The organism is Streptomyces sp. NPDC051219 (assembly GCF_040682335.1).
Taxonomy (GTDB): Bacteria; Actinomycetota; Actinomycetes; order Streptomycetales; family Streptomycetaceae; genus Streptomyces.
This window is the reverse complement of the sequence record NZ_JBFBAS010000016.1, coordinates 133,726-157,451: the sequence shown is the minus strand read 5'-3', so window position 1 is coordinate 157,451 and position 23,726 is coordinate 133,726. Positions and strand designations below refer to the sequence as shown.

General features: G+C 68.9%; 22 protein-coding genes and 1 pseudogene. 11 read left to right on the top strand and 12 right to left on the bottom strand.

Going from position 1 to position 23,726, the window contains the following annotated elements:
• Positions 1-362: 362 nt before the first annotated feature.
• Complete coding sequence (locus tag AB0M62_RS20115; RefSeq protein ID WP_366075592.1) at positions 363-707, top strand: WhiB family transcriptional regulator; 345 nt, start codon at positions 363-365, stop codon at positions 705-707.
• Positions 708-740: 33 nt separating this feature from the next.
• Here the strand turns inward: AB0M62_RS20115 and AB0M62_RS20110 are convergent, their stop codons facing one another.
• Positions 741-2,057, bottom strand: a complete 1,317-nt coding sequence (locus tag AB0M62_RS20110) for an ArsA family ATPase (protein ID WP_366075590.1) — start codon at positions 2,055-2,057, stop codon at positions 741-743.
• The gene (locus tag AB0M62_RS20105) at positions 2,054-3,049 is read right to left on the bottom strand and encodes an ArsA-related P-loop ATPase (protein WP_366075589.1); all 996 of its coding nucleotides are present in this window, start codon (positions 3,047-3,049) and stop codon (positions 2,054-2,056) included. Before AB0M62_RS20105 ends, AB0M62_RS20110 begins: the two co-directional genes overlap by 4 nt.
• 72 nt (positions 3,050-3,121) lie before the next feature.
• On the opposite strand from AB0M62_RS20105, the gene AB0M62_RS20100 reads away from it, so the two are divergent.
• The 4 genes from AB0M62_RS20100 (at position 3,122) to AB0M62_RS20085 (ending at position 5,538) form a co-directional block, all read left to right on the top strand.
• A complete protein-coding gene (locus AB0M62_RS20100) occupies positions 3,122-3,280 on the top strand; it encodes a DUF4177 domain-containing protein (protein ID WP_003967454.1) in 159 nt (52 codons plus the stop codon).
• On the top strand, positions 3,277-3,756 hold the full coding sequence (locus AB0M62_RS20095) for a RidA family protein (protein ID WP_366075588.1): 480 nt from the start codon (positions 3,277-3,279) through the stop codon (positions 3,754-3,756). Before AB0M62_RS20100 ends, AB0M62_RS20095 begins: the two co-directional genes overlap by 4 nt.
• Before the next feature lie 70 nt (positions 3,757-3,826).
• A complete protein-coding gene (locus AB0M62_RS20090; RefSeq protein ID WP_366075587.1) occupies positions 3,827-4,711 on the top strand; it encodes an NUDIX hydrolase in 885 nt (294 codons plus the stop codon).
• On the top strand, positions 4,708-5,538 hold the full coding sequence (locus tag AB0M62_RS20085; protein WP_366075586.1) for an MBL fold metallo-hydrolase: 831 nt from the start codon (positions 4,708-4,710) through the stop codon (positions 5,536-5,538). The genes AB0M62_RS20090 and AB0M62_RS20085 overlap by 4 nt, the downstream gene beginning before the upstream one ends.
• A gap of 32 nt (positions 5,539-5,570) precedes the next feature.
• Here the strand turns inward: AB0M62_RS20085 and AB0M62_RS20080 are convergent.
• A pseudogene (locus AB0M62_RS20080) lies at positions 5,571-5,816 on the bottom strand (nucleotidyltransferase domain-containing protein); the annotation flags it as partial.
• Between the two features lie 108 nt (positions 5,817-5,924).
• Here AB0M62_RS20080 and AB0M62_RS20075 point away from each other — a divergent pair.
• Positions 5,925-6,809, top strand: coding sequence for a prohibitin family protein (locus tag AB0M62_RS20075; protein ID WP_366075585.1), 885 nt, complete (start codon positions 5,925-5,927; stop codon positions 6,807-6,809).
• 95 nt (positions 6,810-6,904) lie between these two features.
• Here AB0M62_RS20075 and AB0M62_RS20070 read toward each other — a convergent pair whose 3' ends face one another.
• The gene (locus tag AB0M62_RS20070; RefSeq protein WP_123460131.1) at positions 6,905-7,579 is read right to left on the bottom strand and encodes a Crp/Fnr family transcriptional regulator; all 675 of its coding nucleotides are present in this window, start codon (positions 7,577-7,579) and stop codon (positions 6,905-6,907) included.
• 288 nt (positions 7,580-7,867) lie between these two features.
• Between AB0M62_RS20070 and nth the strand changes: the two genes are divergently transcribed.
• The 3 genes from nth to AB0M62_RS20055 all read left to right on the top strand — a co-directional run bounded on the left by nth (position 7,868) and on the right by AB0M62_RS20055 (position 10,678).
• Complete coding sequence (gene nth, locus AB0M62_RS20065) at positions 7,868-8,689, top strand: endonuclease III (RefSeq protein WP_366075613.1); 822 nt, start codon at positions 7,868-7,870, stop codon at positions 8,687-8,689.
• Between the two features lie 80 nt (positions 8,690-8,769).
• Positions 8,770-9,465, top strand: a complete 696-nt coding sequence (locus tag AB0M62_RS20060; protein WP_366075584.1) for a CoA pyrophosphatase — start codon at positions 8,770-8,772, stop codon at positions 9,463-9,465.
• A gap of 13 nt (positions 9,466-9,478) precedes the next feature.
• On the top strand, positions 9,479-10,678 hold the full coding sequence (locus AB0M62_RS20055) for a MarP family serine protease (protein ID WP_366075583.1): 1,200 nt from the start codon (positions 9,479-9,481) through the stop codon (positions 10,676-10,678).
• Positions 10,679-10,694: 16 nt separating this feature from the next.
• Here the strand turns inward: AB0M62_RS20055 and AB0M62_RS20050 are convergent, their stop codons facing one another.
• The 6 genes from AB0M62_RS20050 to AB0M62_RS20025 form a co-directional block, all read right to left on the bottom strand.
• Positions 10,695-10,874 (bottom strand): hypothetical protein, encoded by a 180-nt coding sequence (locus AB0M62_RS20050; protein WP_366075582.1) that lies wholly within the window; start codon positions 10,872-10,874, stop codon positions 10,695-10,697.
• A gap of 113 nt (positions 10,875-10,987) precedes the next feature.
• Positions 10,988-11,926 carry an alpha/beta hydrolase gene (locus tag AB0M62_RS20045; protein WP_366075581.1) on the bottom strand — a complete coding sequence of 313 codons (939 nt, stop codon included), beginning with the start codon at positions 11,924-11,926 and terminating at the stop codon, positions 10,988-10,990.
• Positions 11,923-12,387 (bottom strand): phage holin family protein, encoded by a 465-nt coding sequence (locus tag AB0M62_RS20040; RefSeq protein ID WP_366075580.1) that lies wholly within the window; start codon positions 12,385-12,387, stop codon positions 11,923-11,925. Before AB0M62_RS20040 ends, AB0M62_RS20045 begins: the two co-directional genes overlap by 4 nt.
• 39 nt (positions 12,388-12,426) lie before the next feature.
• Positions 12,427-13,824, bottom strand: coding sequence for a Na+/H+ antiporter NhaA (gene nhaA / locus AB0M62_RS20035; RefSeq protein WP_366075579.1), 1,398 nt, complete (start codon positions 13,822-13,824; stop codon positions 12,427-12,429).
• Positions 13,825-14,033: 209 nt separating this feature from the next.
• Positions 14,034-16,031, bottom strand: coding sequence for an acetate--CoA ligase (gene acs, locus AB0M62_RS20030; RefSeq protein ID WP_366075578.1), 1,998 nt, complete (start codon positions 16,029-16,031; stop codon positions 14,034-14,036).
• Positions 16,032-16,204: 173 nt separating this feature from the next.
• A complete protein-coding gene (locus tag AB0M62_RS20025; RefSeq protein WP_366075577.1) occupies positions 16,205-18,604 on the bottom strand; it encodes a SulP family inorganic anion transporter in 2,400 nt (799 codons plus the stop codon).
• A 290-nt stretch (positions 18,605-18,894) separates the two neighbouring features.
• Between AB0M62_RS20025 and AB0M62_RS20020 the strand changes: the two genes are divergently transcribed.
• Positions 18,895-20,208 carry a hypothetical protein gene (locus tag AB0M62_RS20020; RefSeq protein WP_366075575.1) on the top strand — a complete coding sequence of 438 codons (1,314 nt, stop codon included), beginning with the start codon at positions 18,895-18,897 and terminating at the stop codon, positions 20,206-20,208.
• A 29-nt stretch (positions 20,209-20,237) separates the two neighbouring features.
• Here AB0M62_RS20020 and AB0M62_RS20015 read toward each other — a convergent pair whose 3' ends face one another.
• Entirely contained in the window at positions 20,238-21,224 is a 987-nt protein-coding gene (locus tag AB0M62_RS20015; protein ID WP_366075574.1) for an ATP-binding protein, read from the bottom strand.
• A 102-nt stretch (positions 21,225-21,326) separates the two neighbouring features.
• On the opposite strand from AB0M62_RS20015, the gene AB0M62_RS20010 reads away from it, so the two are divergent.
• Positions 21,327-22,148 carry an oxidoreductase gene (locus AB0M62_RS20010; RefSeq protein ID WP_366075573.1) on the top strand — a complete coding sequence of 274 codons (822 nt, stop codon included), beginning with the start codon at positions 21,327-21,329 and terminating at the stop codon, positions 22,146-22,148.
• Positions 22,149-22,514: 366 nt separating this feature from the next.
• Here AB0M62_RS20010 and AB0M62_RS20005 read toward each other — a convergent pair whose 3' ends face one another.
• Positions 22,515-23,372, bottom strand: a complete 858-nt coding sequence (locus AB0M62_RS20005) for an HAD-IB family hydrolase (protein ID WP_366075572.1) — start codon at positions 23,370-23,372, stop codon at positions 22,515-22,517.
• Positions 23,373-23,726 lie beyond the last annotated feature (354 nt).

Genomic DNA, 23,726 nt, shown 5'->3' with positions numbered 1-23,726 from the left:
GCGTATATGCCTTGGCCTAAGCTGCTCTCAACTGTCACAGCAGTGGGGTTTTGTATCAACCCCCATCGTGGATTCCGCTTCCCCCGAATGAGGCGGACCCATGTCCGAATCCGCCTCATGCGTCATTCGGCGCCCGTTGTGACCCAACTGACATTTCCCGATTTACCGGGCATCTCACACATGTCGCCCGCTCACTCCGTCGGGTGATCTGCCGCTTACGCATAGTCCGTTCGGACCATTCAAGATTGGGCCCGAAGGGGGTGTTGCGCTGTGCCCACCTTCCGTAACGTCCTCAACTGGCAGCGGTGAATATGCCGCTGCCGCCGTGGGGGAGCCTCGATTCGGGAGAGGACGGCGCCGGCATGGGCTGGGTAACCGACTGGAGTGCGCAGGCAGCCTGCCGCACTACCGATCCGGATGAACTGTTCGTACAAGGGGCAGCGCAGAACAGGGCCAAGGCGGTGTGCACCGGTTGTCCGGTGCGGACCGAGTGCCTGGCCGACGCACTCGACAACCGCGTCGAGTTCGGCGTGTGGGGTGGTATGACCGAGCGGGAACGCCGCGCACTGCTGCGCAGGCGTCCCACCGTCACCTCATGGCGTCGGCTGCTCGAGACCGCTCGCACCGAGTACGAGCGCAGCACGGGCATACTGCCCGTCGATGTGGAGGCCGACGAGGCTTACGAGACATACGCAGCGGTGGGCTAGCCGACCGACGGCCCGCCAGGGCGTACCGACAGCTCAGGCCGGACGACCGGTCGCGAGCCGGTCACCGATGGCCCGCAGGCCGGTGAGGTCGTGCACATCACCGGCAAGGGCGGCCACTTCGGCCACCGCCACTTCGGGGTGGAGCGAGGTGAAGCGGTCACGCGTTCGCTGTTCACGCGTGATGACTTGCATGCGTTCGGCATGCAGTCGCAGCAGGCCTGCGGTCAACTGCTCGACCGAAGGCTCGTCCGGCTCGTCGTCGGATTCGGTGGGATCCGTGGCGGGTGAGAGGCCGGCATCGGTGACCGGGTGGGGGTCGGTGACCGGGTCCGCATTGGTGACCGTGACGTCACCCACACCAGCCTTCCCGGCCTCCTGATCCACAATGCGGGTCTCGTCAAGATTTTCTGCGGCGGCAAGCGCCCGCTCGGCCGACAGCTGGGCGGCGCCGCTGCCGTGCACCCGGTTCAGCACGAGCCCGGCGAGAGGCATGTCCTCCGCGGCCAGCCGCTCCACGAAGTACGCCGCCTCCCGCAGCGCATCCGGCTCGGGCGCCGCGACCACGAGAAACGCCGTGCCGGGAGCCTGGAGCAGCCGGTAGGTGGCGTCGGCACGGGTCCGGAAGCCGCCGAACATGGTGTCCATCGCACTCACGAACGTCTGTACGTCGCGCAGCAGCTGACCCCCCAGCAGTTTGCCGAGGGTGCCGGTCATCATCGACATGCCGACATTGAGGAACTTCATCCCGGCCCGGCCGCCCACCTTGGCGGGCGCCATCAGTACCCGGATGAACTTGCCGTCCAGGAAGGATCCCAGCCGCTTCGGCGCGTCCAGGAAGTCCAGTGCGGACCGGCTCGGCGGGGTGTCCACGACGATCAGGTCCCACTCGTCGCGCGCCCTGAGCTGGCCGAGCTTCTCCATCGCCATGTACTCCTGCGTGCCCGCGAAACCGGCCGACAGGGACTGGTAGAAGGGGTTCTCCAGGATCGCGCGGGCCCGCTCGCCGTCCGCGTGCGCCTCGACGATCTCGTCGAAGGTGCGCTTCATGTCGAGCATCATCGCGTGCAGTTCGCCCTGACCCTCGCCACCGGTGCCGTCGGCGCCGTCGATGCCCTTGACACGGCGCGGCACATTGTCGAGCGAGTCGATGCCCATGGACTGGGCGAGCCGACGGGCAGGGTCGATCGTGAGGACCACGACCTTGCGGCCGCGCTCGGCCGCCCGTACGCCCAGGGCCGCCGCCGTCGTCGTCTTGCCGACTCCGCCCGCCCCACAACAGACGATGATCCGGGTACCCGGATCATCGAGCAGGGGGTCGACTTCGAGCAGGGGCGCCGCGTCCAGAGTCATGAAGTCCCTTGCCTCCGTAGTTCGGTTGCCAGCCGGTAGAGCCCCGCGAGGTCCATACCCTCGCCGACCAGCGGGAGTTCGTACGTCGGAACGTCCAGCCGGGCCAGTACGGACCGCTGCTCGCGCTCCAGCTCGACCCGCTCGGCATGTTCCCTGGCCTGTTCCAGCAACGGGTCCACGAGCCGCTCGGCGAGACCGCCACGGCGCGCCCCGCCGAGGCCCGCCTGGGAGAGCGCCTTGGCCACGTCGGTGCGCCGGTCGCCGGCCGCGGACCGCAGGGCCTCCTCGTCGAGGAGGTGCGGCCTGACCATGTTCACCACGACCCTGCCGACGGGCAGTTCGGCGGCGCGCAGTTCGGCGATGCCGTCGGCGGTCTCCTGGACCGGCATCTCCTCGAGCAGAGTGACGAGGTGAACGGCCGTCTCGGGGGACTTGAGGACCCGCATCACGGCCTGCGCCTGGTTGTGTATCGGTCCGAACTTGGCCAGGCCCGCGACCTCGTCGTTCACATTGAGGAAGCGGGTGATGCGGCCGGTCGGCGGGGCGTCCATCACCACGTAGTCGTACGCGTACGTGCCCTGCCCGTGCTTGGAATCAGGAGGAGTCTTGCGACGGACGGCCTCGCAGGCCTTCCCCGTCAGCAGCACGTCCCGGACGCCCGGCGCGATGGTCGTCGCGAAGTCGATGGCGCCGAGTTTCTTCAGCGCCCGGCCCGCACCGCCCAGTTTGTAGAACATCTGGAGGTAGTCGAGGAGCGCCCGCTCGGCGTCGATGGCCAGCGCGAACACCTCGCCGCCACCTGGTGCGACCGCGATTTTCCGTTCCTCGTACGGGAGTGCCTCCGCGCCGAAGAGCTGTGCGATGCCCTGCCTGCCCTCCACCTCCACCAGAAGTGTGCGTCTGCCCTCGGTCGCGAGGGCGAGCGCGAGTGCGGCGGCGACCGTGGTCTTTCCGGTACCGCCCTTGCCGCTGACGACCTGGAGCCTGCTCACGTCTTCGAGCCTAACCAGTCGGGCCACGGGCTACGCACGAGGCTGCCCTTCTCAGGCATTACGCTCGGCTCCATGACGAAGTGGGAATACGCGACCGTGCCGCTGCTCGTGCACGCGACCAAGCAGATTCTGGACACCTGGGGCGAGGACGGCTGGGAGCTCGTCCAGGTCGTGCCCGGGCCGAACAACCCCGAGCAGCTGGTGGCTTACCTGAAGCGGGAAAAGGCATGAGCGGGAGCGCCGGTGCTGTCGAGGCCAAGCTCTCCGAACTCGGCCTGACCCTTCCGGCGGTCGTCCCGCCGCTGGCCGCGTACCAGCCGGCGGTCCGGTCGGGCGTGTACGTCTACACGGCGGGCCAGCTCCCGATGGTGGAAGGCAAGCTTCCGGTTACCGGCAAGGTCGGCGGTGAGGTGACCCCCGAGGAGGCCAAGGACCTGGCGCGCATCTGCGCGCTGAACGCCCTGGCCGCCGTCAAGTCGGTCGCCGGCGACCTGGACCGTATCGCGCGGGTCGTGAAGGTAGTCGGATTTGTCGCCTCGGCCTCCGACTTCACCGGCCAGCCGGCCGTGATCAACGGCGCGAGCGAGCTGCTGGGCGAGGTCCTCGGCGAGAAGGGCGTGCACGCCCGGAGCGCGGTGGGCGTCGCGGTGCTGCCGCTGGACGCGCCGGTCGAGATCGAATTCCAGGTCGAGCTCGTCGAGGACTGAGCCACCCGACGGCGCGGGCTCCGGCTGGTTGCCTCTCGAACATCTCAGCGGCAGCGCATAGCATCCGGCCATGTCCAATGGTCAGTGGTACCCGCCGGAGTGGCCCGACCGGATCCGCGCCCTCGCGAACGGCGAGCTCACCGCGGTGGCCCCCAAGCGGGCCGCCACCGTCATGCTGCTGCGCGACCCCGTGGACCACGGGGACGCCGGTGGCGGGCCGGCCCTGTACATGCTGCGCAGACGCGCCTCCATGGCCTTCGCCGGAGGCGCGTACGCGTATCCCGGCGGCGGAGTGGACCCCCGCGACGACGACCACCTGGTCGGCTGGTCCGGGCCCTCGCTCGACGAGTGGGCCGTGCGGCTGGGCGCCGACACCGCCTCCGCGCAGGCCATCGTGTGCGCGGCGGTCCGGGAGACGTACGAGGAGGCGGGCGTCCTGCTCGCCGGGCCCACGGCCGGCACAGTGGTCAGCGACACCACAGGTGACGACTGGGAGGCGGACCGGGCCGCGCTTGTCGCCCGCGAGCTGTCCTTCGCGGACTTCCTGGACCGGCGGGGCCTGGTACTGCGCTCGGACCTGCTCGGCGCGTGGGCGCGCTGGATCACGCCGGAGTTCGAGCCGCGCCGCTACGACACCTGGTTCTTCGTGGCCGCCCTGCCCGAGGGACAGCGCACCCGTAACGCCTCCACCGAAGCGGACCGGGTGGTGTGGATCAGGCCCGCCGAGGCGGCCGAGGCGTACGACAGGGGCGAGCTGCTGATGATGCCGCCCACGATCTCGACGCTGCGCGAGCTCCAGCGGTACGCGACGGCCGCCGAAGCGCTGGCAGCCGCGTCCGGCCAGGACCTCACGCCCGTGCTGGCTGAGGCACGCTTGGAGGAAGGCGAGCTGGTGCTCAGCTGGCCGGGCCACGAGGAATTCACCAAGCGCCTCCCGGCTGGAGGTACCCCATGACCGACGCCACAGCCCTCCCCGGACAGCCGCGCGGCGGTGTCCTCTCCGGTCCCGCGACCCCCCGGGCCGTCAACGTGCTCGCTCCCAACGCCTCCCCGATGACCCTCGACGGCACCAATACGTGGATCGTCTCCGAGCCCGGTTCCGACCTGGCCGTGGTCATCGACCCCGGCCCGCTGGACGACGTACACCTGCAGGCGGTCATCGCCACCGCCGAGAAGGCCGGAAAGCGGATCGCCCTCACCCTCCTCACCCACGGGCATTCCGACCACGCGGAGGGCGCCGGACGTTTCGCCGAGCTGACGCGTACTCCGGTACGCGCCCTCGACCCCGCCCTGCGCCTCGGCGACGAGGGCCTGGCCGCCGGTGAGGTCGTCACGACAGGCGGTCTGGAGCTTCGCGTGGTGCCGACTCCCGGCCACACCGGCGACTCGCTCTCCTTCCATCTCCCCGCCGACCGGGCGGTGCTGACGGGCGATACGGTGCTCGGCCGCGGTACGACCTTGGTCGCCCATCCCGACGGCCGCCTCGGCGACTACCTCGACTCGCTGCGCAGGCTGCGGTCCCTGACCGTCGACGACGGGGTGCAAATGGTGCTGCCGGGTCACGGGCCGGTGCTCGACGACGCCCAGGGGGCGATCGAGTTCTACCTGGCCCACCGAGCCCACCGGCTGGCGCAGGTCGAGACGGCGGTGGAGAACGGATACTCGGCGCCGGCGGCCGTGGTGGCCCGCGTATACGCGGACGTGGACCGCTCGCTGTGGCCGGCGGCCGAGCTTTCGGTGCGCGCGCAGCTCGAGTACCTGGAGGATCACGGGCTGATCTAGGGGCTGAACGCCCCGGCCCCCAGCTTGGCGGCGGCCGCCCGGTCGCCGTCCGTCGGCTCGTCGTACCGCGCGAGGAGCACGTCGAGGTCCGAGCGCCCGGGACGGGCATCGCCGCGCGGCACCGAGCCGTACAGGTACGCGCTGTGCAGCCGGCGTCCGAAGACCCGGGGCAACCGCTCCCGTACGGCGGCGACGACGGCCAGGAAATCCGGCTGCACGTGCCCGAGGGACCCCTCTCGCTCGATGCAGCCCCTACTGTCCTGCCCGGTCCCGTTCATGTCGCCAACCGTGCCCGCCCGTACCCCCGGGCACCCTGCTGACACGGAGTCCTCGAGGGTGCCCTACGCTCCGGTCGCAATCTTTCGACGTTCCTGGGGGGAACCGCTGTGTTCGTGCTGTCCATCCTGCTCGTCATCGCCGCGGTGGTGCTGTACTTCGTCGCCCGTGCGCGCGACACCAAGGGACTGAAGGCCGGCGCCTGGGCGACCGGCGTGGCCGGCCTGTTCGCCGCCATGGCCAGCTGTCTGTACGTGGTGAGTGCCTACGAGGTCGGCGTTCCGGTGGCGTTCGGCAAGGTCGGTGCGCCCATGACGTCGGGCATGCACCTCAAGTCGCCGTTCGCCAACGTCACCTCGTTCTCCACCCGCCCGGTGGACCTCAACCTCTCCGACAAGGACGTGATCGAGGTGCGCTCCTCGCAGGGCGGCGTGATGTACGCGGAGGTGACCGTGAAGTGGGCGGTGACCCCGTCCAAGGCCGTGGAGCTGTACCGGCTCGCCGGCAGCGAGTCCGCCATCCAGCAGCGGCTCGTCTACCCCGACAGCCGGGAGATCGTCCGCAACGTGTTCGCTCGGCACACCAGCGAGCAGGGCTACGCCAGCGCCCGGGAGAAGATCAACACCGAGATCGCCGAGCTGATCAAGGAGCGCCTGGCGCCGCGCGGGATAGCCGTCACCACCGTGAACCTGCGCAATGTGAAGCCCTCCGACCAGCTGCAGAGCCAGATCGACCGCAAGATCCAGCAGCAGCAGGCGACCGAGCGTGCGACGGAGGCCTCCCGTACGGCCAAGGCAGAGGCGGAGCGCCGCCGGATCGAGGCCGAGGGCATCGCCAAGGCCAACAAGATCCTCAATGAGTCATTGAGCGACAAGGTGCTGCTCAACCAGTGCATCGAGGCGTACAAGGAAGCCGCGCAGAAGAACCCGGTGTACGCCGTGCCCTGCGGGTCGGGCGACGGCACGCCGGTGATCGTGGACGGCACCAAGCGCTGAGGCACCGGGCACACGCGAAGGGGCGCCCCGCCGGCTGCGGGGCGCCCCTTCGTATGCCTTCGTCTGTACCAGCGGTGTGCTGCGCGGCGGTGCCGTCAGCGCGAGCGCTTCGCGAGGCGCTCCACGTCGAGCAGGATCACCGCGCGCGCCTCCAGGCGAAGCCAGCCGCGGCCGGCGAAGTCGGCGAGGGCCTTGTTGACCGTCTCGCGGGAGGCGCCGACCAGCTGCGCCAGCTCCTCCTGCGTGAGGTCGTGCACCACGTGGATGCCCTCCTCCGACTGCACGCCGAAGCGGCGCGAGAGGTCGAGGAGCGCTCGGGCCACGCGGCCGGGCACGTCGGAGAAGACCAGGTCGGACATCTGGTCGTTGGTCTTGCGCAGCCGGCGGGCGACCGCGCGCAGCAGAGCCGTGGCCACCTCGGGGCGGACGTTCAGCCAGGGCTGGAGGTCGCCATGGCCGAGGCCGAGCAGCTTGACCTCGGTCAGCGCGGTGGCGGTGGCGGTACGCGGGCCCGGGTCGAACAGCGACAGCTCGCCGATGAGTTCGCCGGGGCCCAGGACGGCCAGCATGTTCTCGCGGCCGTCGGGGGAAGTGCGGTGCAGCTTCACCTTGCCCTCTGTGACGACATACAGCCGGTCACCGGGGTCGCCCTCGTGGAACAGGGCGTCGCCGCGTGCGAGGGTCACCTCGCTCATCGAGGCGCGGAGCTCCGCGGCCTGCTCGTCATCGAGCGCCGCGAAGAGCGGGGCGCGCCGCAGAACGTCGTCCACGAGTTCTCTCCTATGTCGACCTGCTCAGGGGACCGTGGTCCCCATTTTGCCGGACGGTTCAAACAGTGCGATCAATCACAAGTTTGCCGGACGCGTGTGGCGTGCTGTGCGGCAGGGGGCCAATTGGAGGGCCGTTCCGCCGGGGCCGGGGCGAATGTCAGTCCCTGCCTTTAGGCTGGCCGGGTGTCCAATACGCCGGTGAGAGCACAGGCCAAAGGGGCCGCGCGAGTGAACGCAGCCCACGATTCCGCTGTGGGCGAACGTAAGTCCGCGAAGAAGAGAGCGCCCATCGAAAAGGCGACAAAGCAGTCAAAACCATCTAAGTCGGAATCCAGACTAGCCATGGTCCGCCGTGCGCGCAGGATCAACCGGGAGCTGGCCGACGTCTATCCGTACGCCCATCCGGAGCTCGACTTCCGGAATCCCTTCGAGCTCCTGGTCGCGACGGTTCTGTCCGCCCAGACCACCGACCTCCGGGTCAACCAGACCACCCCCGCCCTCTTCGCCGCCTATCCGACGCCGGAGGACATGGCGGCCGCGGTCCCGGAGGAGCTCGAGGAGCTCATCCGCCCGACCGGTTTCTTCCGGGCCAAGGCCAAGTCGCTCATCGGCTTGTCGACGGCCTTGCGGGACAATTTCGGAGGCAATGTGCCGGGCCGCATCGAGGACCTGGTCACCCTGCCGGGCGTGGGCCGGAAGACGGCGTTCGTCGTCCTCGGCAATGCCTTCGGCGTCCCCGGGATCACGGTCGACACCCACTTCGCGCGGCTGGCGCGCCGCTGGAAGTGGACCGATCAGGAAGACCCGGTGAAGATCGAGGCGGAGATCGCCGAGATCTTCCCCAGGAGCGACTGGACGATGCTTTCGCATCGCGTGATCTTCCACGGCCGCCGGATCTGCCACTCCCGCAAGCCGGCGTGCGGCGCCTGCCCGATCGCGCCGCTCTGCCCGGCGTACGGCGAGGGCGAGACGGATCCGGAGAAGGCGAAGAAACTTCTTAAGTACGAGAAGGGCGGCTACGCGGGCCAGCGGCTGAGCCCGCCGGAGGAGTACCTGGCAGCAGGCGGCATCCCCGCCCCGCCGGCGTCGCCGTCGGAGGCGGGCGCTTGAAGGGCGACGCATGGAGGGTGACGGCCCGAGCGGAACGATCTGCCGGACGCCAGGCGTTGTGACGAACGACGGGGGTGCCTATGACACGCGCTAGCGAGACATACGACGGCGAGATCGCCGTGACGAGCCGGGGTCTGCCCGAGTGGCTGACTCCGGTGGCGCGTGCCGCGGAGAACGTGCAGCCCCAGCAGCTCAGCCGCTTTCTTCCTCCGGAGAGCGGCGTGGGCCGGCAGTCCGCAGTGCTGATCCTCTTCGGAGAAGGCGAGTCGGGTCCCGAGATGCTGCTGATGGAGCGTGCGAGCAGCCTTCGCTCGCATGCGGGCCAGCCTTCCTTCCCCGGTGGCGCGCTGGATCCGGAAGACGGTGATCCGCAGACTACCGGGCCGCTGCGGGCGGCCCTGCGCGAGGCGCGGGAGGAGACGGGGCTGGACCCGGCAGGGGTCCAGCTCTTCGGCGTGCTGCCCCGCCTCTACATCCCCGTGAGCGGCTTCGTCGTGACCCCGGTCCTCGGCTGGTGGCGTGAGCCGACCCCGGTCGGCGTGGTCGATCCGGCGGAGACGGCCAGGGTTTTCACGGTGCCCGTGGCGGATCTCACGGACCCGGACAACCGCGTGACGTGTGTGCATCCGCGGGGCCACCAAGGCCCGGCATTTCTAGTCGAATCGGCTTTGGTGTGGGGGTTCACCGCCGGGCTGATCGACCGGATCCTGTACTTCGCCGGATGGGAGCGCCCGTGGGACCGTGCCAAGCAGGTCCCGCTCGACTGGCGCGCATGAGACGGTGGCCCACGTGAACGTGCTGGACATTCTGTTGCTGGTTGCCGCCGTGTGGTTCGCGATCGTGGGCTACCGCCAGGGCTTCGTCGTGGGCATCCTGTCCGTGATCGGCTTCCTGGGCGGTGGACTCGTCGCCGTCTACCTGCTGCCTCTGGTCTGGGATCAGCTGACCGGCGAGGCCGAGGTGTCGACCACCGCCGCGGTTGTCGCGATCGTCATCGTCATCGTGTGTGCCTCGGTCGGGCAGGCGTTCACCACCCATATCGGCAGCAGACTGAGACGGCAGATCACCTGGTCGCCGGCGCGCGCCCTGGACGCCACAGGCGGCGCGCTGGTGAACGTCGTGGCGATGCTGCTGGTGGCCTGGCTGATCGGCTCCGCCCTCGCGGGCACGTCGCTGCCGACACTGGGCAAGGAGGTCCGTAACTCCAAGGTGCTGCAGGGCGTCTCACAGGTGATGCCCGAGCAGGCCGACACCTGGTTCACGGACTTCAGCTCGGTCCTCGCGCAGAACGGCTTCCCGCAGGTCTTCAGCCCCTTCTCCAACGAGCCCATCACGGAGGTCCAGGCACCGGACCCGGCGCTGGCCAACAGCCCGGTCGCGGCGCGTGCGAAGCAGTCCATCGTCAAGGTGGTCGGTACGGCGACGAGCTGCAGCAAGGTCCTGGAAGGGACCGGCTTCGTCTTCGCCGACCGCAGGGTGATGACGAACGCCCACGTGGTCGGCGGCGTCGACGAGCCGACCGTCCAGATCGGCGGCGAGGGCAAGCTGTACGACGCGAAGGTCGTGCTCTACGACTGGCAGCGCGACATCGCCGTCCTGGATGTGCCGACGCTGGATGCGCCCCCGCTGCGGTTCTCCGAGGCCGATGCGCGCAGCGGAGACAGCGCGATCGTCGCCGGCTTCCCTGAGAACGGCTCGTACGACGTCCGCGCCGCGCGCGTCCGCGGCCGTATCAACGCCAACGGTCCGGACATCTACCACCGCGGCACCGTGCAGCGTGACGTCTATTCGCTGTTCGCGACGGTCCGCCAGGGCAACTCCGGCGGCCCGCTGCTCACGCCCGACGGCAAGGTGTACGGCGTCGTGTTCGCGAAGTCGCTGGACGACCCCAACACCGGATACGCACTGACTGTCGACGAGGTCCGCGAGGACATCCAGCTCGGCCTCGCGGCGAACCAGCAGGTCGACAGCCAGGGCTGCGCGCTCTGACGCGGCGCTGTGGTTTTCAGCCGCGAGGATGACGCAGGCGCGCCGATACCCAGCGGGCCCGGCGTCGGAGAATGCGCGGAATACCGAGCCGGGGATCATGGCCCTGATCTTGCGGGCCGCCCCTCTCGTGGGTGCTCAGCGAAGTCGCCGAGCGGCGGTTGCGTGATGCGTCACCGTAGTCGTGCGTCCAGCCCATACCCCGACGTCTGCCCGTGCCCCAAGGTCGGTAACCGCCTTGGAGACGGCCAATTGGCCTATGCGGGAGGCATTTGGCTGTTCGTCAGACAACTGTTCCCCGGTTGGCTGAACTCAGCGGTCCGGTTCGGGGTCCTTGAGCCAGTTGACGAGTTCGGTGGAGAACGCCACGGGATCTTCCTCGTGGGGGAAGTGCCCCAGGCCGTCGAACAATCGCCACCGGTACGGCGCTTCCACGTATTCCCCGGACCCGGCCGCGCTGCGCGTGCGCATCACCGGGTCGAGCGAGCCGTGCAAGTGCAGCGTCGGGACGCGCAGCGGCCGCTTCATCCGTCGGTTGAACTGGATGCCGTCGGGCCGTGCCATCGAACGCACCATCCAGCGGTACGGCTCGATCGAGCAGTGCGCCGTCGAAGGGATGCACATCGCGCGTCGGTAGACCTCCACGGCTTCCTCGTCCGGCAGCCGCGGCCCGGACCAGTCGCGGATCAGGTCGCCCACCAGGGCCCCGTCATCGGCGACGAGCCGGCGCTCCGGGAGCCATGGCCGCTGGAAACCCCAGATGTACGACCCGGCCGCGGTCTGCTTGAAGTCGGAGAGCATCGCGGACCGCCAGCGGCGCGGATGCGGCATGGACGAGACCACCAGCCGGCGCACCAGCTTGGGCCGCATCACGGCCGCGGTCCACGCGAGGTAGCCGCCCAGGTCGTGTCCTACCAGTGCCGCGTCCGGTTCGCCGAGGGAGCGGACGACACCGGTGATGTCCAGGGCGAGGTTCGCCGGGTCGTAACCCCGGGGCGTACGGTCGCTGCCGCCGACCCCGCGCAGGTCCATCGCCACCGCCCGGAAACCGGCGTCGGCGAGCGCGGTCAGCTGGTGCCGCCACGACCACCAGAACTGGGGGAAGCCGTGCAGCAGCAGCACCAGTGGCCCGTCACCCAGCTCGGCGATATGGAAGCGCGCACCGTTGGCCGCGACGTCACGGTGGGTCCAGGGACCGTCGAGACGCACGACAGAGGAAGGTGTACCGGAGCCGGAATCAGGGGCCGTCATGAAGATGAGCGTGCCACAGCTACCGGCCGGTCACTTACCGGGCGGCCGGTGACGGGACGGGGATGCGGTTTGACGGTCCCCAGCACGGCGGCGGTCTGCTTGGCCGAGGCGATGGACTTCTCCGGCGGCTTGACCTTCTTGAACTTGGTCATGGCGAACAGCGCGGCCAGCCCGGCGATCAGCAGAAACGCTACGCCGACGATCAGGAAGCACCACGCGAGGCCGAGTCCCAGGTTGTGGATGCCGTACGCGGCGGCGAAGCTCAGTACGGGCAGGGAGAAGAGGGCGAGCACTCCCGCGACACCGATGGCGGTGCCCCCGATACCCGCCCGCTTGACATCCTGCCGCAGTTCGGCCTTGGCCAGTGCGATCTCGTCGTGCACCAGGGCGGACATCTCGGCGGTGGCCGAGGCGACCAGCTGGCCGAGACTGCGCTCGGCCCCTTGGTCCGCTGCACTCATCAGCTCTCTCCTCCTGTTGGCTACGGATCTGATGTCGAATCATGCCGGACTGTCGTCTTCCCTGCCCGCTCCTGCTGTCACTTCCGCCATCCGGCGGTGCTCGGCGGCCTTCTCCTCGTAGATCGCCGCCATCCGCAGGTGGTACTCGGGCTTGTCCATCTCGTAGATGTCGGGGATGCCGTCCTGGTCGTCGTCGCGCTCCTCCTCCGCGGTTAGCGCGCGGTACTTGCGGTCGCGCAGTTTGAGGAGGACTCCGGCGATCACGGCGGCGATGAGCGAGCCCATCAGCACGGCGGCCTTCACCTCGTCGGCGAGCCCCGGGTCCTCGGCGAAGGCAAGTTCACCGATCAGAAGGGAGACGGTGAAGCCGATTCCGGCGAGGGAGGCGACGGCGAGCACATCGGGCCAGGCGAGGTCCTCGTTGAGCTCCGCCCGGGTGAAGCGGGCGGCCATCCAGGTACCGCCGAAGATGCCTATCGTCTTGCCCGCGACCAGCCCGAGGACGACCCCGAGGGTCTCGGGGCGGCTGAACACATCGGTCAGGGCGCTGCCGGAGACGGACACGCCGGCGGAGAACAGCGCGAACAGCGGTACGGCGAGGCCGGCCGACATGGGACGCACCAGGTGCTCGATGTGCTCGCCGGGGGACTGCGCCTCGCCCTCACGCCTGGTGCACCGCAGCATCAGGCCCATGGCGACACCCGCGATGGTGGCATGGACCCCGCTGTTGTACATCAGGCCCCAGATGACGAGGGCGAGAGGGACGTAGAGGTACCAGCCGCGTACGCCCCAGCGCAGCAGAAGCCAGAAGACCGCAAGCCCCACCAGGGCACCGCCCAGCGCCACGAAGTCGATCTCCTCGGTGAAGAAGACCGCGATGATCAGGATCGCGAAGAGGTCGTCGACCACGGCGAGAGTGAGCAGGAAAGCGCGGAGCGCGGACGGCAGTGAGGTACCGATGACCGCCAGCACGGCGAGCGCGAAGGCGATGTCGGTGGCGGTCGGGACCGCCCAGCCGTCCAGCGAGCCGCCGCCGAGCGCGTTGACCATGACGTACACGCAGGCCGGCGCGGCCATGCCGCAGATCGCGGCGATCACGGGGAGGGCGGCGGCCTTGGGGTCGCGCAGTTCGCCCGCGACCAGCTCACGCTTGAGCTCGATGCCGGCGACGAAGAAGAAGACGGCGAGCAGGCCGTCGGCCGCCCAGTGCTGGATGGAGAGGTCGAGGCCGAGGGAGGCGGGGCCTATGTGGAAGTCGAGCGTGCTCTCGTAGCCGGCCTGCAAGGGGGTGTTCGCCCAGATGATTGCTGCGATCGCGGCCATGAGGAGGAGTACGCCGCCGACGGTCTCGGTGCGCAGCGCGTCCGCTACGAACCTTCGCTCGGGGAGGGAGAGCCGACCGAGAAACTTACGGGGTGTTGGGGTGGGCGCGGCCACTTGGGAAGACCTCCGGTCGGTCCGGCAGATTGCATGGCGAAGCAGTTGCCGACCAGACTTCCCGGCGCTCCCGGACGAGCTCCTTGTCGCGATATTGACGCGGTGTCCACTTTACCCGGGGCACGCAAGGGCGCAGCTGGTGATCATCACTTTAAGCGCAAAGAGGGCATCCGGCGCGCTGCGCCGAATGCCCTCCGGGGTGGTTCTGATCAGTCGTCCGAGGCCGCGCTCGGCAGCTTGTCCTGGATGAGGGCCATGACCGAGGAGTCGGTGAGCGTGGTGACGTCTCCCAGTTCCCGGTTCTCCGCGACGTCGCGCAGAAGCCGGCGCATGATCTTGCCGGAACGGGTCTTCGGCAGTTCGGCCACCGGCAGGATCCGCTTCGGCTTGGCGATCGGGCCGAGCGTCGTACTGACATGACTGCGCAGGTCGTGGACGAGGTTCTCGTCCTCGGACGCTGTGCCGCGCAGGATGACGAAGGCGACGATGGCCTGACCGGTCGTCTCGTCCGCGGCTCCCACGACCGCCGCCTCGGCCACCTTGGGGTGCGAGACGAGCGCCGACTCGACCTCGGTCGTCGAGATGTTGTGGCCGGACACCAGCATCACGTCGTCGACCCGGCCGAGCAGCCAGATGTCGCCGTCCTCGTCCTTCTTGGCGCCGTCGCCCGCGAAGTACTTGCCCTGGAAGCGCGACCAGTAGGTGTCGATGAAGCGCTGGTCGTCGCCCCAGATGGTGCGGAGCATCGCCGGCCACGGCTCGGTGAGGACGAGGTAGCCGCCGCCACCGTGCGGGACCTCGTTCGCCTCGTCGTCCACGACGGTGGCCGCGATGCCGGGCAGTGCACGCTGGGCCGAGCCGGGCTTGGTCTCGGTGACGCCCGGCAGCGGCGAGATCATCATCGCGCCGGTCTCGGTCTGCCACCAGGTGTCGACGATCGGGGTCTTGCCGGCGCCGATCTGCTCGCGGTACCAGATCCAGGCCTCGGGGTTGATCGGCTCACCGACCGAGCCGAGCACGCGCAGCGAGGACAGGTCGAACTTGGCGGGGATGTCGTCTCCCCACTTCATGAACGTACGGATCGCGGTCGGCGCGGTGTAGAGGATCGTGACGCCGTACTTCTGGATGATCTCCCAGAAACGGCCCTGGTGCGGAGTGTCCGGCGTGCCCTCGTAGATGACCTGGGTCGCGCCGTTGGCCAGCGGGCCGTACACGATGTACGAGTGGCCGGTCACCCAGCCGATGTCCGCGGTGCACCAGTAGACGTCGGATTCGGGCTTGAGGTCGAAGACCGCGTGGTGCGTGTACGACGTCTGGGTGAGGTAGCCGCCAGAGGTGTGCAGGATGCCCTTCGGCCTGCCCGTCGTACCGGAGGTGTAGAGGATGAAGAGCGGGTGCTCCGCCTCGAACGCCGCGGGGGTGTGCTCGGTCGACTGCTGCCCGACGAACTCGTCCCACCAGATGTCCCGGCCCTCGGTGAACGAGGTGTCCTGACCTGTGCGCCGGACCACCAGGACGTTCTTGACCTGCGGGCACTTGGTGACGGCCTCGTCGATGGCCGGCTTGAGCGCGGTGGGCTTGCCGCGCCGGTAGCCGCCGTCCGCGGTGATGACCAGCTTGGCGTCGGCGTCCTGGATGCGGGAGGCCACGGCATCGGCCGAGAACCCGCCGAAGACCACCGAGTGCGCGGCGCCCACGCGGGCGCAGGCCAGCATCGCGATGACGGCCTCGGGGATCATCGGCAGGTAGACCGCGACGCGGTCGCCCGCCTGGACGCCCAGCTCGGTCAGGGCATTGGCCGCCTTGGAGACCTCGTCCTTGAGTTCGGCGTAGGTGATGGCCCGGCTGTCGCCGGGCTCGCCCTCGAAGTGGATGGCCACGCGGTCGCCGTTGCCCGCCTCGACATGGCGGTCGACGCAGTTGTACGCGACATTGAGCTTGCCGTCGGCGAACCACTTCGCGAAGGGCGGGTTCGACCAGTCCAGGGTCTCGGTCGGCTCGGTGGCCCAGGTCAGCCGCCGGGCCTGTTCGGCCCAGAAGCCCAGCCTGTCCGCCTCGGCCTGTTCGTATGCCGCCGCCGTGACGTTGGCATGGGCGGCCAGTTCGGAGGGCGGCGCGAACCGCCGCTCCTCCTTGAGCAGGTTGGCCAGGCTTTCGTTGCTCACGACATCTCCCTTTCCCAGGGTGTCCGTTGTGTCCCGGGTCATAGCTCATCAGTCCGATGCCCGACTGACAAGGGTCTACCGAAAATTGGTTTAGACCTGTGTCCCATCGGGTGACTGCCGACGACTGTTCCACGGCGTGCGGCCTCTCCTCGCCGGGCGGGACGAGGAGAGGCCATTCGGTCTCACGGACGGCGCGGGAGAGCGGTTCAGGCAGTTCAGGCGGGTGTTACCGCGAGCGCCGCAGGCGCGACACTGTTGAACACTGCCTCTCCGTCGGCGAGCAGGTAGGCCTGGGCCTCGCCGACATGGAAGTACATGCCGTGCAGCTCGAGCGTGCCCTCCGCGAGACGTCGTGCCACGGATTCGTGGGCCCGCAGATGCTCCAACTGCTGCACCACATTGGTCAGGCACAGCTGCTCCACCGCATCGGCCGCGGCGCGGCCGGAGATCCGCGCCCAGGAGCCATGCCGGCTCGCCATCCGGTCCAGACTGGGCAGCCCGTGCCGCAGCCAGCGGGACAACGGGGTCTCGGGCATGCCGGGTGGGGCGTTCAGCAGGGCCTGCATGGCCCCGCAGCCGGAGTGTCCGCAGACGGTGATGCTGCTCACCTTCAGCACGTCCACCGCGTACTCGATGGCCGCCGCGACCGAGTCGTCCGTCGACTCGGCGCCCGGCAGCGGCACCAGGTTGCCCACATTGCGGACGGTGAACAGATCGCCCGGTCCGCTGGAGGTGATCATGCTGGTCACCAGCCGGGAGTCGGCGCAGGTGAGGAAAAGCTGCGAGGGACGCTGCCCCTCGCGCGCCAGCCGGGCGAGCTCATTCCGGACCAGGGGGGCGGTGTCGCGCTGGAACGCGCTGATACCGCTGACCAGTTGTCCGCCCTGCTTGGGGGACGCGGGGCGGGAAGCGGGATTGGCCGAGGTGGCGGCCTGGCCGGTCGGGGCCACGGTCTTGTGGTCGCAGTGGTTGCGCCAGGGCGTCCAGGGCCGGCAGCAGGTGTGGGCGTCCTGCCCCGGCTCGGCGATCCGGGTACCTGCCCGGCCGGTGACCTCCACCGCGCCGCCCTGCGCGATATGCGCGTCCTGCCACCCCTGCAGCGTCTCGTACGCCGCGTGGTCCATGAACGACCCGTCCAGCTCGACGATCGCGTCGGCACCCTGGGGGACCAGGTTCAGTGCCCGGCTCAGTCGGGGGACGGCCAGGAAGGTCAGCTGCCCCCGGGCGCGGATCCGGTGGACCCCGTCCCGTACTTCGGAGGTGATGCGGGTCCTTGCCAGCCGGTGCAGAGCGACCGCCACGGCCACCGCGATCCCGACGGCAACCCCCTCCAGCACTCCGGCCAGCACGACGGCGACCCCGGTGGCCGCGTACACCAGCACTTCGCGGTGGCGGGTAACACTGCGCATGTGCGTGATGTTGACCATCTGCACGCCGACGACCATCACCAGCGCGGCCAGCGCTGCCAGCGGAATCAGATCCAGTACGGGTACGAGCAGCCCGGCCGCGAGCAGCACCCACACTCCGTGCAGCATGGTCGATCTGCGGCTGATCGCACCGGCGCTGACGTTTGCCACGCTGCGCACCGCGACCCCGGTGATCGGAAGTCCGCCCAGTGCGCCGGAGACAATGTTCGCGGCGCCCTGGCCGCGCAGTTCTCGGTCGAGGTCAATGCGTGGGGGCCTGGCGGCGGGGGAAACGGGGGTGCCCGTGACAGAGGACACGGGCGCTTGACGAGCGGCCACCAGTTTGTCCGTGGCCACCGCGGACAGCAGCGATTCGACGCTCCCGACCAGGGTGATGGTGAGGACGGCGGCGAGAATTCCGAGAACCGCTCCCTGAGGCATCTCGGGGAGGGCGTGGCTGCGCCAGGACGGCAGGTCCACCCGGGGCAGACTCAGCCCGGCCAGTGCGGCGACGGCGGTCGCCGTGCCCACAGCCGCGAGAGCGGCCGGTACCTTGCGCAGACATCGTCCGGTACGGCCGGGAATGCGCGGCCAGGACAACAGGACGACGACGGTGAGCGCGCTCACCCCCAGCGCCACCGGATGCAGATGGGTCAACTGGGCGGGCAGTCCCAGGAGGTTGTCCACGGCGGAGCTCTGCGGGGTGCCGCCGAGGACGATGTGCAGTTGAGCGAGGGCGATGGTGACGCCGATGCCCGCCAGCATCCCGTGCACGATCGCCGGGCTGACCATCAGTGCGGAGCGGGCGGTCCGCAGGAGAGCCAGGCCGAGTTGCGCGACTCCGGCGAGCACGGTGATGGCGCAGGTGGTGCGCCAGCCGTACCGCTGGATCAACTCGGCCGTCACTACGGTGAGTCCGGCCGCCGGCCCGCTGACCTGCAGCGGGGCGCCGCCCAGCCGCCCGGCGACGAGCCCGCCGACGGCGGCCGCCACCAGGCCCGCCTGGAGCGGCGCGCCGGTTGCGAGCGCGATGCCCAGGGACAGTGGCAGTGCGATCAGGAAGACGGCGATCGAGGCGGACAGATCGGCGCCCGGGTCGGGCCCCAGCAAGCCGAAGCGTCGGCCCCCCCCGGGCGGAGGGGCGTGTGGCCGTCGGCTGGGGGTTGTGTGTGAAGAGCGGTCGGTGCGGGTGGGGACGCAGGCAGACATGGTTTCCCGTCTCCTCCGGGGCAGCGCGGTCGCGGAACGTGGGGGTCGCGGCCGTGGGTCACGGCTGTGCAGCGGCGGGATTCTCAACTCTCGGTAAATGAATCGTAATGCAGGGTAAAGGAAACGGGAGGATATTTCGGGCAAATGGCTTAAGCATTCATCCCCAAGAGTGAATAAGCATTTAATACGGCTTGTCATGCCTTTTCTCGGACCGTGTCGTGCGACGTTGAGCGGCGCGCCGTGTCAGCGGCGGCACTCGACGTTGAGGGAACCCGGGAAGAGGTGGGCGGATGATGGCCGCCACTAAAAAAATCGCCGGCGGCATCGTCGTCGCGGCGCTGGCAGTGGGGATCGCAGGCTGCACGGGCGGTGAGCCCGCCACGGAGGGCCCACGGGGCCCGCAGAAGAGGGCCCCCGCCCCCGCCCCCGCTCCCGCCGCACCCAGGGAGGTGGTGGGGCTGATCGGCGACGGCTCGACCGCGTTCACGGGCCGCCAGCCGAACGTTCCCGAACCACAGAAGCTGTATCCCGGCGAGAAGCCCCCGCAGTTCGTGGTGTTCTCGTGGGACGGCGCCGGGGAGGACAGTCAGAAGCTGTTCTCGCACTTTCGCAAGGTGGGCAGAAAATACGACGCGCAGATGACGTACTTCCTCAGTGGGGTCTATCTGCTACCTGAGGAGAAACGTCACTTCTACAACCCGCCCCAACACGCGCCCGGCCGCTCCGACATCGGCTTCGGCGACCTCAAGGGCATTAAGGAGACCGTGCGGCATCTGCGCGGCGCGTGGCAGGAAGGCAACGAGGTCGGCACTCACTTCAACGGCCACTTCTGTGGGCCGGACGGGGGAGTCGGAACCTGGTCGGTCGAGGAGTGGAAGAGCGAGATCGCGCAGGCCAAGTCCTTCGTGAAGAACTGGAAGACCAACGCCGGCCTGCCGTACGAGAAGGCTCTGCCTTTCGACTACGACAAGGAGCTCATCGGAGCCCGCACGCCTTGCCTCGAAGGCCAGCGCAACTTCATGCGGGCAGCACGGGAGCTGGGCTTCCGGTACGACTCCAGCGGCATCAGCAAACAGATCTGGCCGCAGAAGGCGGAGGGCCTCTGGGACCTGCCGCTCCAACTCGTCCCCATGCCCGGACGGGGCTTCGAGACGCTTTCCATGGACTACAACTTCATGGTCAACCAGTCCGGCCAGACCTCCCAGGGCGCCCCCTCGATGCACAAGTACTGGGGCAACCAGATGCGTGACGGGCTGCTGCAGGCCTTTCACCGCGCGTACCGGGGGAATCGCGCCCCGTTGATCATCGGAAACCACTTCGAGTCCTGGAACGGCGGCACGTACATGCGTGCCATCGAGGAGACCATCAAGACGGTCTGCCCCCAGCGGGACGTGCGCTGTGTGTCCTTCCGCCAGCTGGTCGACTGGCTGGACGCGCAGGATCCGCAACTGATCAAGCGAATGCGCACGCTCGGCGTCGGTAAGGCGCCGAAGGAGGGCTGGGCGGCCTTCCTGGCCGCCCAGCCGGCTTCCCCGGCGGCTCCCCGTGCCCCGGCGGGCGCAGCCTCCGCACCGCCCGCCGACCCACGGGCCGGTCAGCGATAACGGCTGTTCGCACGACGAGCGCCCGTGCCTCAGCTGGGCTGGGGGACCGGCGCGTGCTCGCCGAGCACGAAGGCGGGGTCGACCTGGGCTGCCAGGTCGGCCCCCGTCTTCGCGTTGCCCCAGCTCTCCGCGTTCTTCAGGTGGAAGTGCACCATCTGGCGTGTGTAGCGCTCCCAGTCGCGGCGTTCGTACGAATCCTCGGCCGCGTCCTGGAGGGCCTGCAGCGCAAGCCGGTTGGTGGCCTCCAGCAGCTCGAAGCGTGGTGGGCGGCCTTTCTCCATCGAGCGCACCCAGTCGGAATGCCCGACGGCGACGAGCAGGTCGTCCCCCACCTCCGTGCGCAGGAACTCGAAGTCGTCCTCGCCCTGCACCTTGTTGCCGACCACCTTGAGGGAGATGCCGAAGTCCCGCGCGTACTCCCTGTACTGGCGGTACACCGATACGCCCTTGCGGGTCGGCTCGGCGACCAGGAAGGTCATGTCGAACCGGGTGAACATGCCGGAGGCGAAGGAGTCGGAGCCCGCGGTCATGTCGACGACGACGAATTCGTCGGGGCCGTCGACGAGGTGGTTCAGGAACAGTTCGACCGCGCCGACCTTGGAGTGGTAGCACGCCACGCCCAGGTCGGATTCGGCGAAGGGACCCGTGGCCATCAGCCGGATCACTCCGTCGTCAAGCTGTACAGGGCGCGCGCACGCGTCGTACACCGGGTTGTCCTCGCGGACCTTCAGCAGGCGTGACCCGGTGCCGGGGGGAGTCGTCTTGATCATCGTCTCGGCGGAGGCGATGCGTGGGTTCGAACCTCGCAGGTACTCCTTGATCAGGGGAAGGTGCGCGCCCATGGCGGGCAGCGCGAGGGCCTCCTCCTCGTCGAGGCCGAGGGCGGCCCCCAGGTGCTGGTTGATGTCGGCGTCCACCGCGACGACGGGGGCCTCATTGGCGGCAAGGTGGCGGATGAAGAGCGAGGACAGCGTGGTCTTGCCGCTGCCGCCCTTCCCTACGAAAGCGATCTTCATGTTCACCAAGGGTAATCGCATGATCGCTGCCTGTTGTCGAGTGGAGTGAAGAAGACCACTCCAACGTGGGGTGCGCGGGATGGGTGCGTAGGCTCCTTACCTATGAGTACGTCAGCCGATCCGCTCGCCGCGCTGGGCTCGCTTCCCGGCGTCGCCGACTCCGTGGACTCCGTACGCAAGGCCGTTGACCGGGTCTACGGTCACCGCGTCATGCGCCGCCGCAGTACCGAGGTCACCTCAGAGGCCGCGCTGCGCGGTGCTCGCGGCAGTGCGGCGCTTTCCGGCGCCGACTGGGCGCTCGAAGAGGTGCGCCGCCGCACCGACTTCAGCAATGACGCCGAGGCGCTGACCGTCGGCGCGGCCCTGCGGCTGACCGCGGAGGCCGGCCAACTGCTCAGCATCTGGCGGCAGTCGCCGCTGCGCGTGCTGGCACGGCTGCATCTGGTGGCGGCGGGCGGTGCCGCGCCTGACGACTCGGTGGGCCGCCCGCGGTTCGCAGGGGAAGCCGTCGACGAACCGCTTCTCGAGCTGCCGCTGCCCGGCGCGGACGAGGTGGCGGGCCGGCTCGAGGGTCTGTCGCAGCTGATCATCGCGGGCGGATCGGCCCCGGCGCTGGTCACGGCCGCGGTCGTGCACGGTGAACTGCTTGCGCTGCGCCCGTTCGGCTCGTACAACGGCCTGGTCGCGCGGGCCGCCGAGCGCATTGTGCTGGTCGGCAGCGGTCTCGACCCCAAGTCGATCTGCCCGGCCGAGGTGGGCCATGCCGAGCTGGGCCGCGCTGCCTATGTCGCGGCGCTCGACAGCTATGTCTCCGGGACGCCCGAAGGCATGGCGGCCTGGGTCGCGCACTGCGGGCACGCGGTGGAGCTGGGAGTCAGGGAGTCGACGGCGGTCTGCGAGGCGCTGCAGCGCGGCGCTGCCTAGCGGCAGAGGGATGCCAGGTCGGGAACAGGGTTGCGGCGACACCGTGAAGCTTATGGTGTCGCCGCTGGCATGTCCGTCCAGTTACCAAGCGTCCTCGATATATGCCCATCAGGTCGGGATCTTCTGCCCGTCACCTGGTGCGGCTGGCCCGTAATCGACGGGTCGACGTCGCGTGGGTGCTCGACTTTCATGCTTCGGTCCGTGGGCCTTACTGCGTTATTAAGGTCATCCTCTCGGATCTGTCCTTGGTCTCGCGGGCCGTTAAGTCCTTTCTACTCCTGAACCGAGGGAAGCGGAAGTGCTGACTGCAGTTCTTTACTTTTAGGTTCAAATTGAACTGAATCGGACGCGCGAAATTGACGCAGGTCAGGCCGGCGTGGGGACGGCGGCGGCGCGGCGCCGAGTGGCGTACCAGACCAGCCCGGCCGTCGCTGCGGCCGCACCTACAGCCGCGGCCGCCACCAGGGCGGGTCGCGTCGGCATCGAGAACCCTGGTAGCCGCTGCTTGAGCCGGACGGGCCGGTTGAACACCAGAATCGGCCATCCGCGCGTGAGTGCCTCGCGGCGCAGGGCCCGGTCCGGGTTGACGGCGTACGGGTTTCCCACCGAGCCGAGCATCGGGACATCGGTCACGGAGTCGCTGTAGGCGAAGCAGCGGTCCAGGTCGTACCCCTCGGATTCCGCCAGTTCCTTGATCGCCTCAGCCTTGGTGGGGCCGTACGCGTAGTACTCCACCTCGCCGGTGAAGCAGCCGTCCTCGCCGACGACCATGCGTGTGGCGACCACCCGGTCGGCGCCGAGCAGCTCGCCGATGGGTTCGACCACCTCGGCGCCGGAGGTGGAGACGATCACGACATCGCGGCCGGCGGCGTGGTGCTCCTCGATGAGGGACGCCGCCTCGTCGTAAATGAGCGGGTCGATGAGGTCGTGCAGAGTCTCGGCGACGATCTCCTTGACCAGCTGGACGTTCCAGCCTTTGCAGAGTGCGGAGAGGTACTCGCGCATGCGCTCCATCTGCTCGTGGTCGGCGCCGCCCGCGAGAAAGACGAACTGGGCATATGCGGTCCGCAGTACCGCCCTGCGGTTGATCAAGCCGCCTTGATAGAAGGACTTACTGAAGGTCAGAGTGCTTGACTTCGCAATGACTGTCTTGTCCAGGTCGAAGAACGCAGCCGTGCGCGGCAAGGAGTGGTTTTCCACGGGCCGAGCATATGCGCCCACCATTCGGCGTAAGCTGGGGCGCGTGGGTTTGCCTGAGAAGGCTCTCGGGTACACCATGGAAGTCACGGATCGTTCGCGACCGTGCTAACCCGGTCCGACTCCTCCCCCCCCGAGTCGGCCGTGGGGACGACCCCCGCTCTCCCCCCCGGCGGGGGTCGTCGCATGTCCGGACGCGTTTTCGCCTCTTGGTTCTGGCTCGTTCCGACCCTCCTGCCCCCTCGCGGTCCTCGCCGCCCACGGCCGTTGACTACCGGACTCGTCACTGAGTGTAGTTGTTTCGCTGCGCAGTGGAAGTCACTGGTATGGGTGAGCGGGATATTCACAAGTGGTGAGCAGTCCACAGTTTTTGAGCAAGAT

What these genes read in the sequence shown, in the direction of transcription:
- AB0M62_RS20115 (WP_366075592.1), top strand. Translation starts at nt 363, where the DNA reads ATGGGCTGGGTAACCGACTGGAGTGCGCAGGCAGCCTGCCGCACTACC.
- AB0M62_RS20110 (WP_366075590.1), bottom strand. Translation starts at nt 2,057, where the DNA reads ATGACTCTGGACGCGGCGCCCCTGCTCGAAGTCGACCCCCTGCTCGAT.
- AB0M62_RS20100 (WP_003967454.1), top strand. Translation starts at nt 3,122, where the DNA reads ATGACGAAGTGGGAATACGCGACCGTGCCGCTGCTCGTGCACGCGACC.
- AB0M62_RS20095 (WP_366075588.1), top strand. Translation starts at nt 3,277, where the DNA reads ATGAGCGGGAGCGCCGGTGCTGTCGAGGCCAAGCTCTCCGAACTCGGC.
- AB0M62_RS20090 (WP_366075587.1), top strand. Translation starts at nt 3,827, where the DNA reads ATGTCCAATGGTCAGTGGTACCCGCCGGAGTGGCCCGACCGGATCCGC.
- AB0M62_RS20085 (WP_366075586.1), top strand. Translation starts at nt 4,708, where the DNA reads ATGACCGACGCCACAGCCCTCCCCGGACAGCCGCGCGGCGGTGTCCTC.
- AB0M62_RS20060 (WP_366075584.1), top strand. Translation starts at nt 8,770, where the DNA reads ATGACACGCGCTAGCGAGACATACGACGGCGAGATCGCCGTGACGAGC.
- AB0M62_RS20050 (WP_366075582.1), bottom strand. Translation starts at nt 10,874, where the DNA reads ATGGGCTGGACGCACGACTACGGTGACGCATCACGCAACCGCCGCTCG.
- AB0M62_RS20045 (WP_366075581.1), bottom strand. Translation starts at nt 11,926, where the DNA reads ATGACGGCCCCTGATTCCGGCTCCGGTACACCTTCCTCTGTCGTGCGT.
- AB0M62_RS20040 (WP_366075580.1), bottom strand. Translation starts at nt 12,387, where the DNA reads ATGAGTGCAGCGGACCAAGGGGCCGAGCGCAGTCTCGGCCAGCTGGTC.
- acs (WP_366075578.1), bottom strand. Translation starts at nt 16,031, where the DNA reads ATGACCCGGGACACAACGGACACCCTGGGAAAGGGAGATGTCGTGAGC.
- AB0M62_RS20025 (WP_366075577.1), bottom strand. Translation starts at nt 18,604, where the DNA reads ATGTCTGCCTGCGTCCCCACCCGCACCGACCGCTCTTCACACACAACC.
- AB0M62_RS20020 (WP_366075575.1), top strand. Translation starts at nt 18,895, where the DNA reads ATGATGGCCGCCACTAAAAAAATCGCCGGCGGCATCGTCGTCGCGGCG.
- AB0M62_RS20015 (WP_366075574.1), bottom strand. Translation starts at nt 21,224, where the DNA reads ATGAAGATCGCTTTCGTAGGGAAGGGCGGCAGCGGCAAGACCACGCTG.
- AB0M62_RS20010 (WP_366075573.1), top strand. Translation starts at nt 21,327, where the DNA reads ATGAGTACGTCAGCCGATCCGCTCGCCGCGCTGGGCTCGCTTCCCGGC.
- AB0M62_RS20005 (WP_366075572.1), bottom strand. Translation starts at nt 23,372, where the DNA reads ATGGTGGGCGCATATGCTCGGCCCGTGGAAAACCACTCCTTGCCGCGC.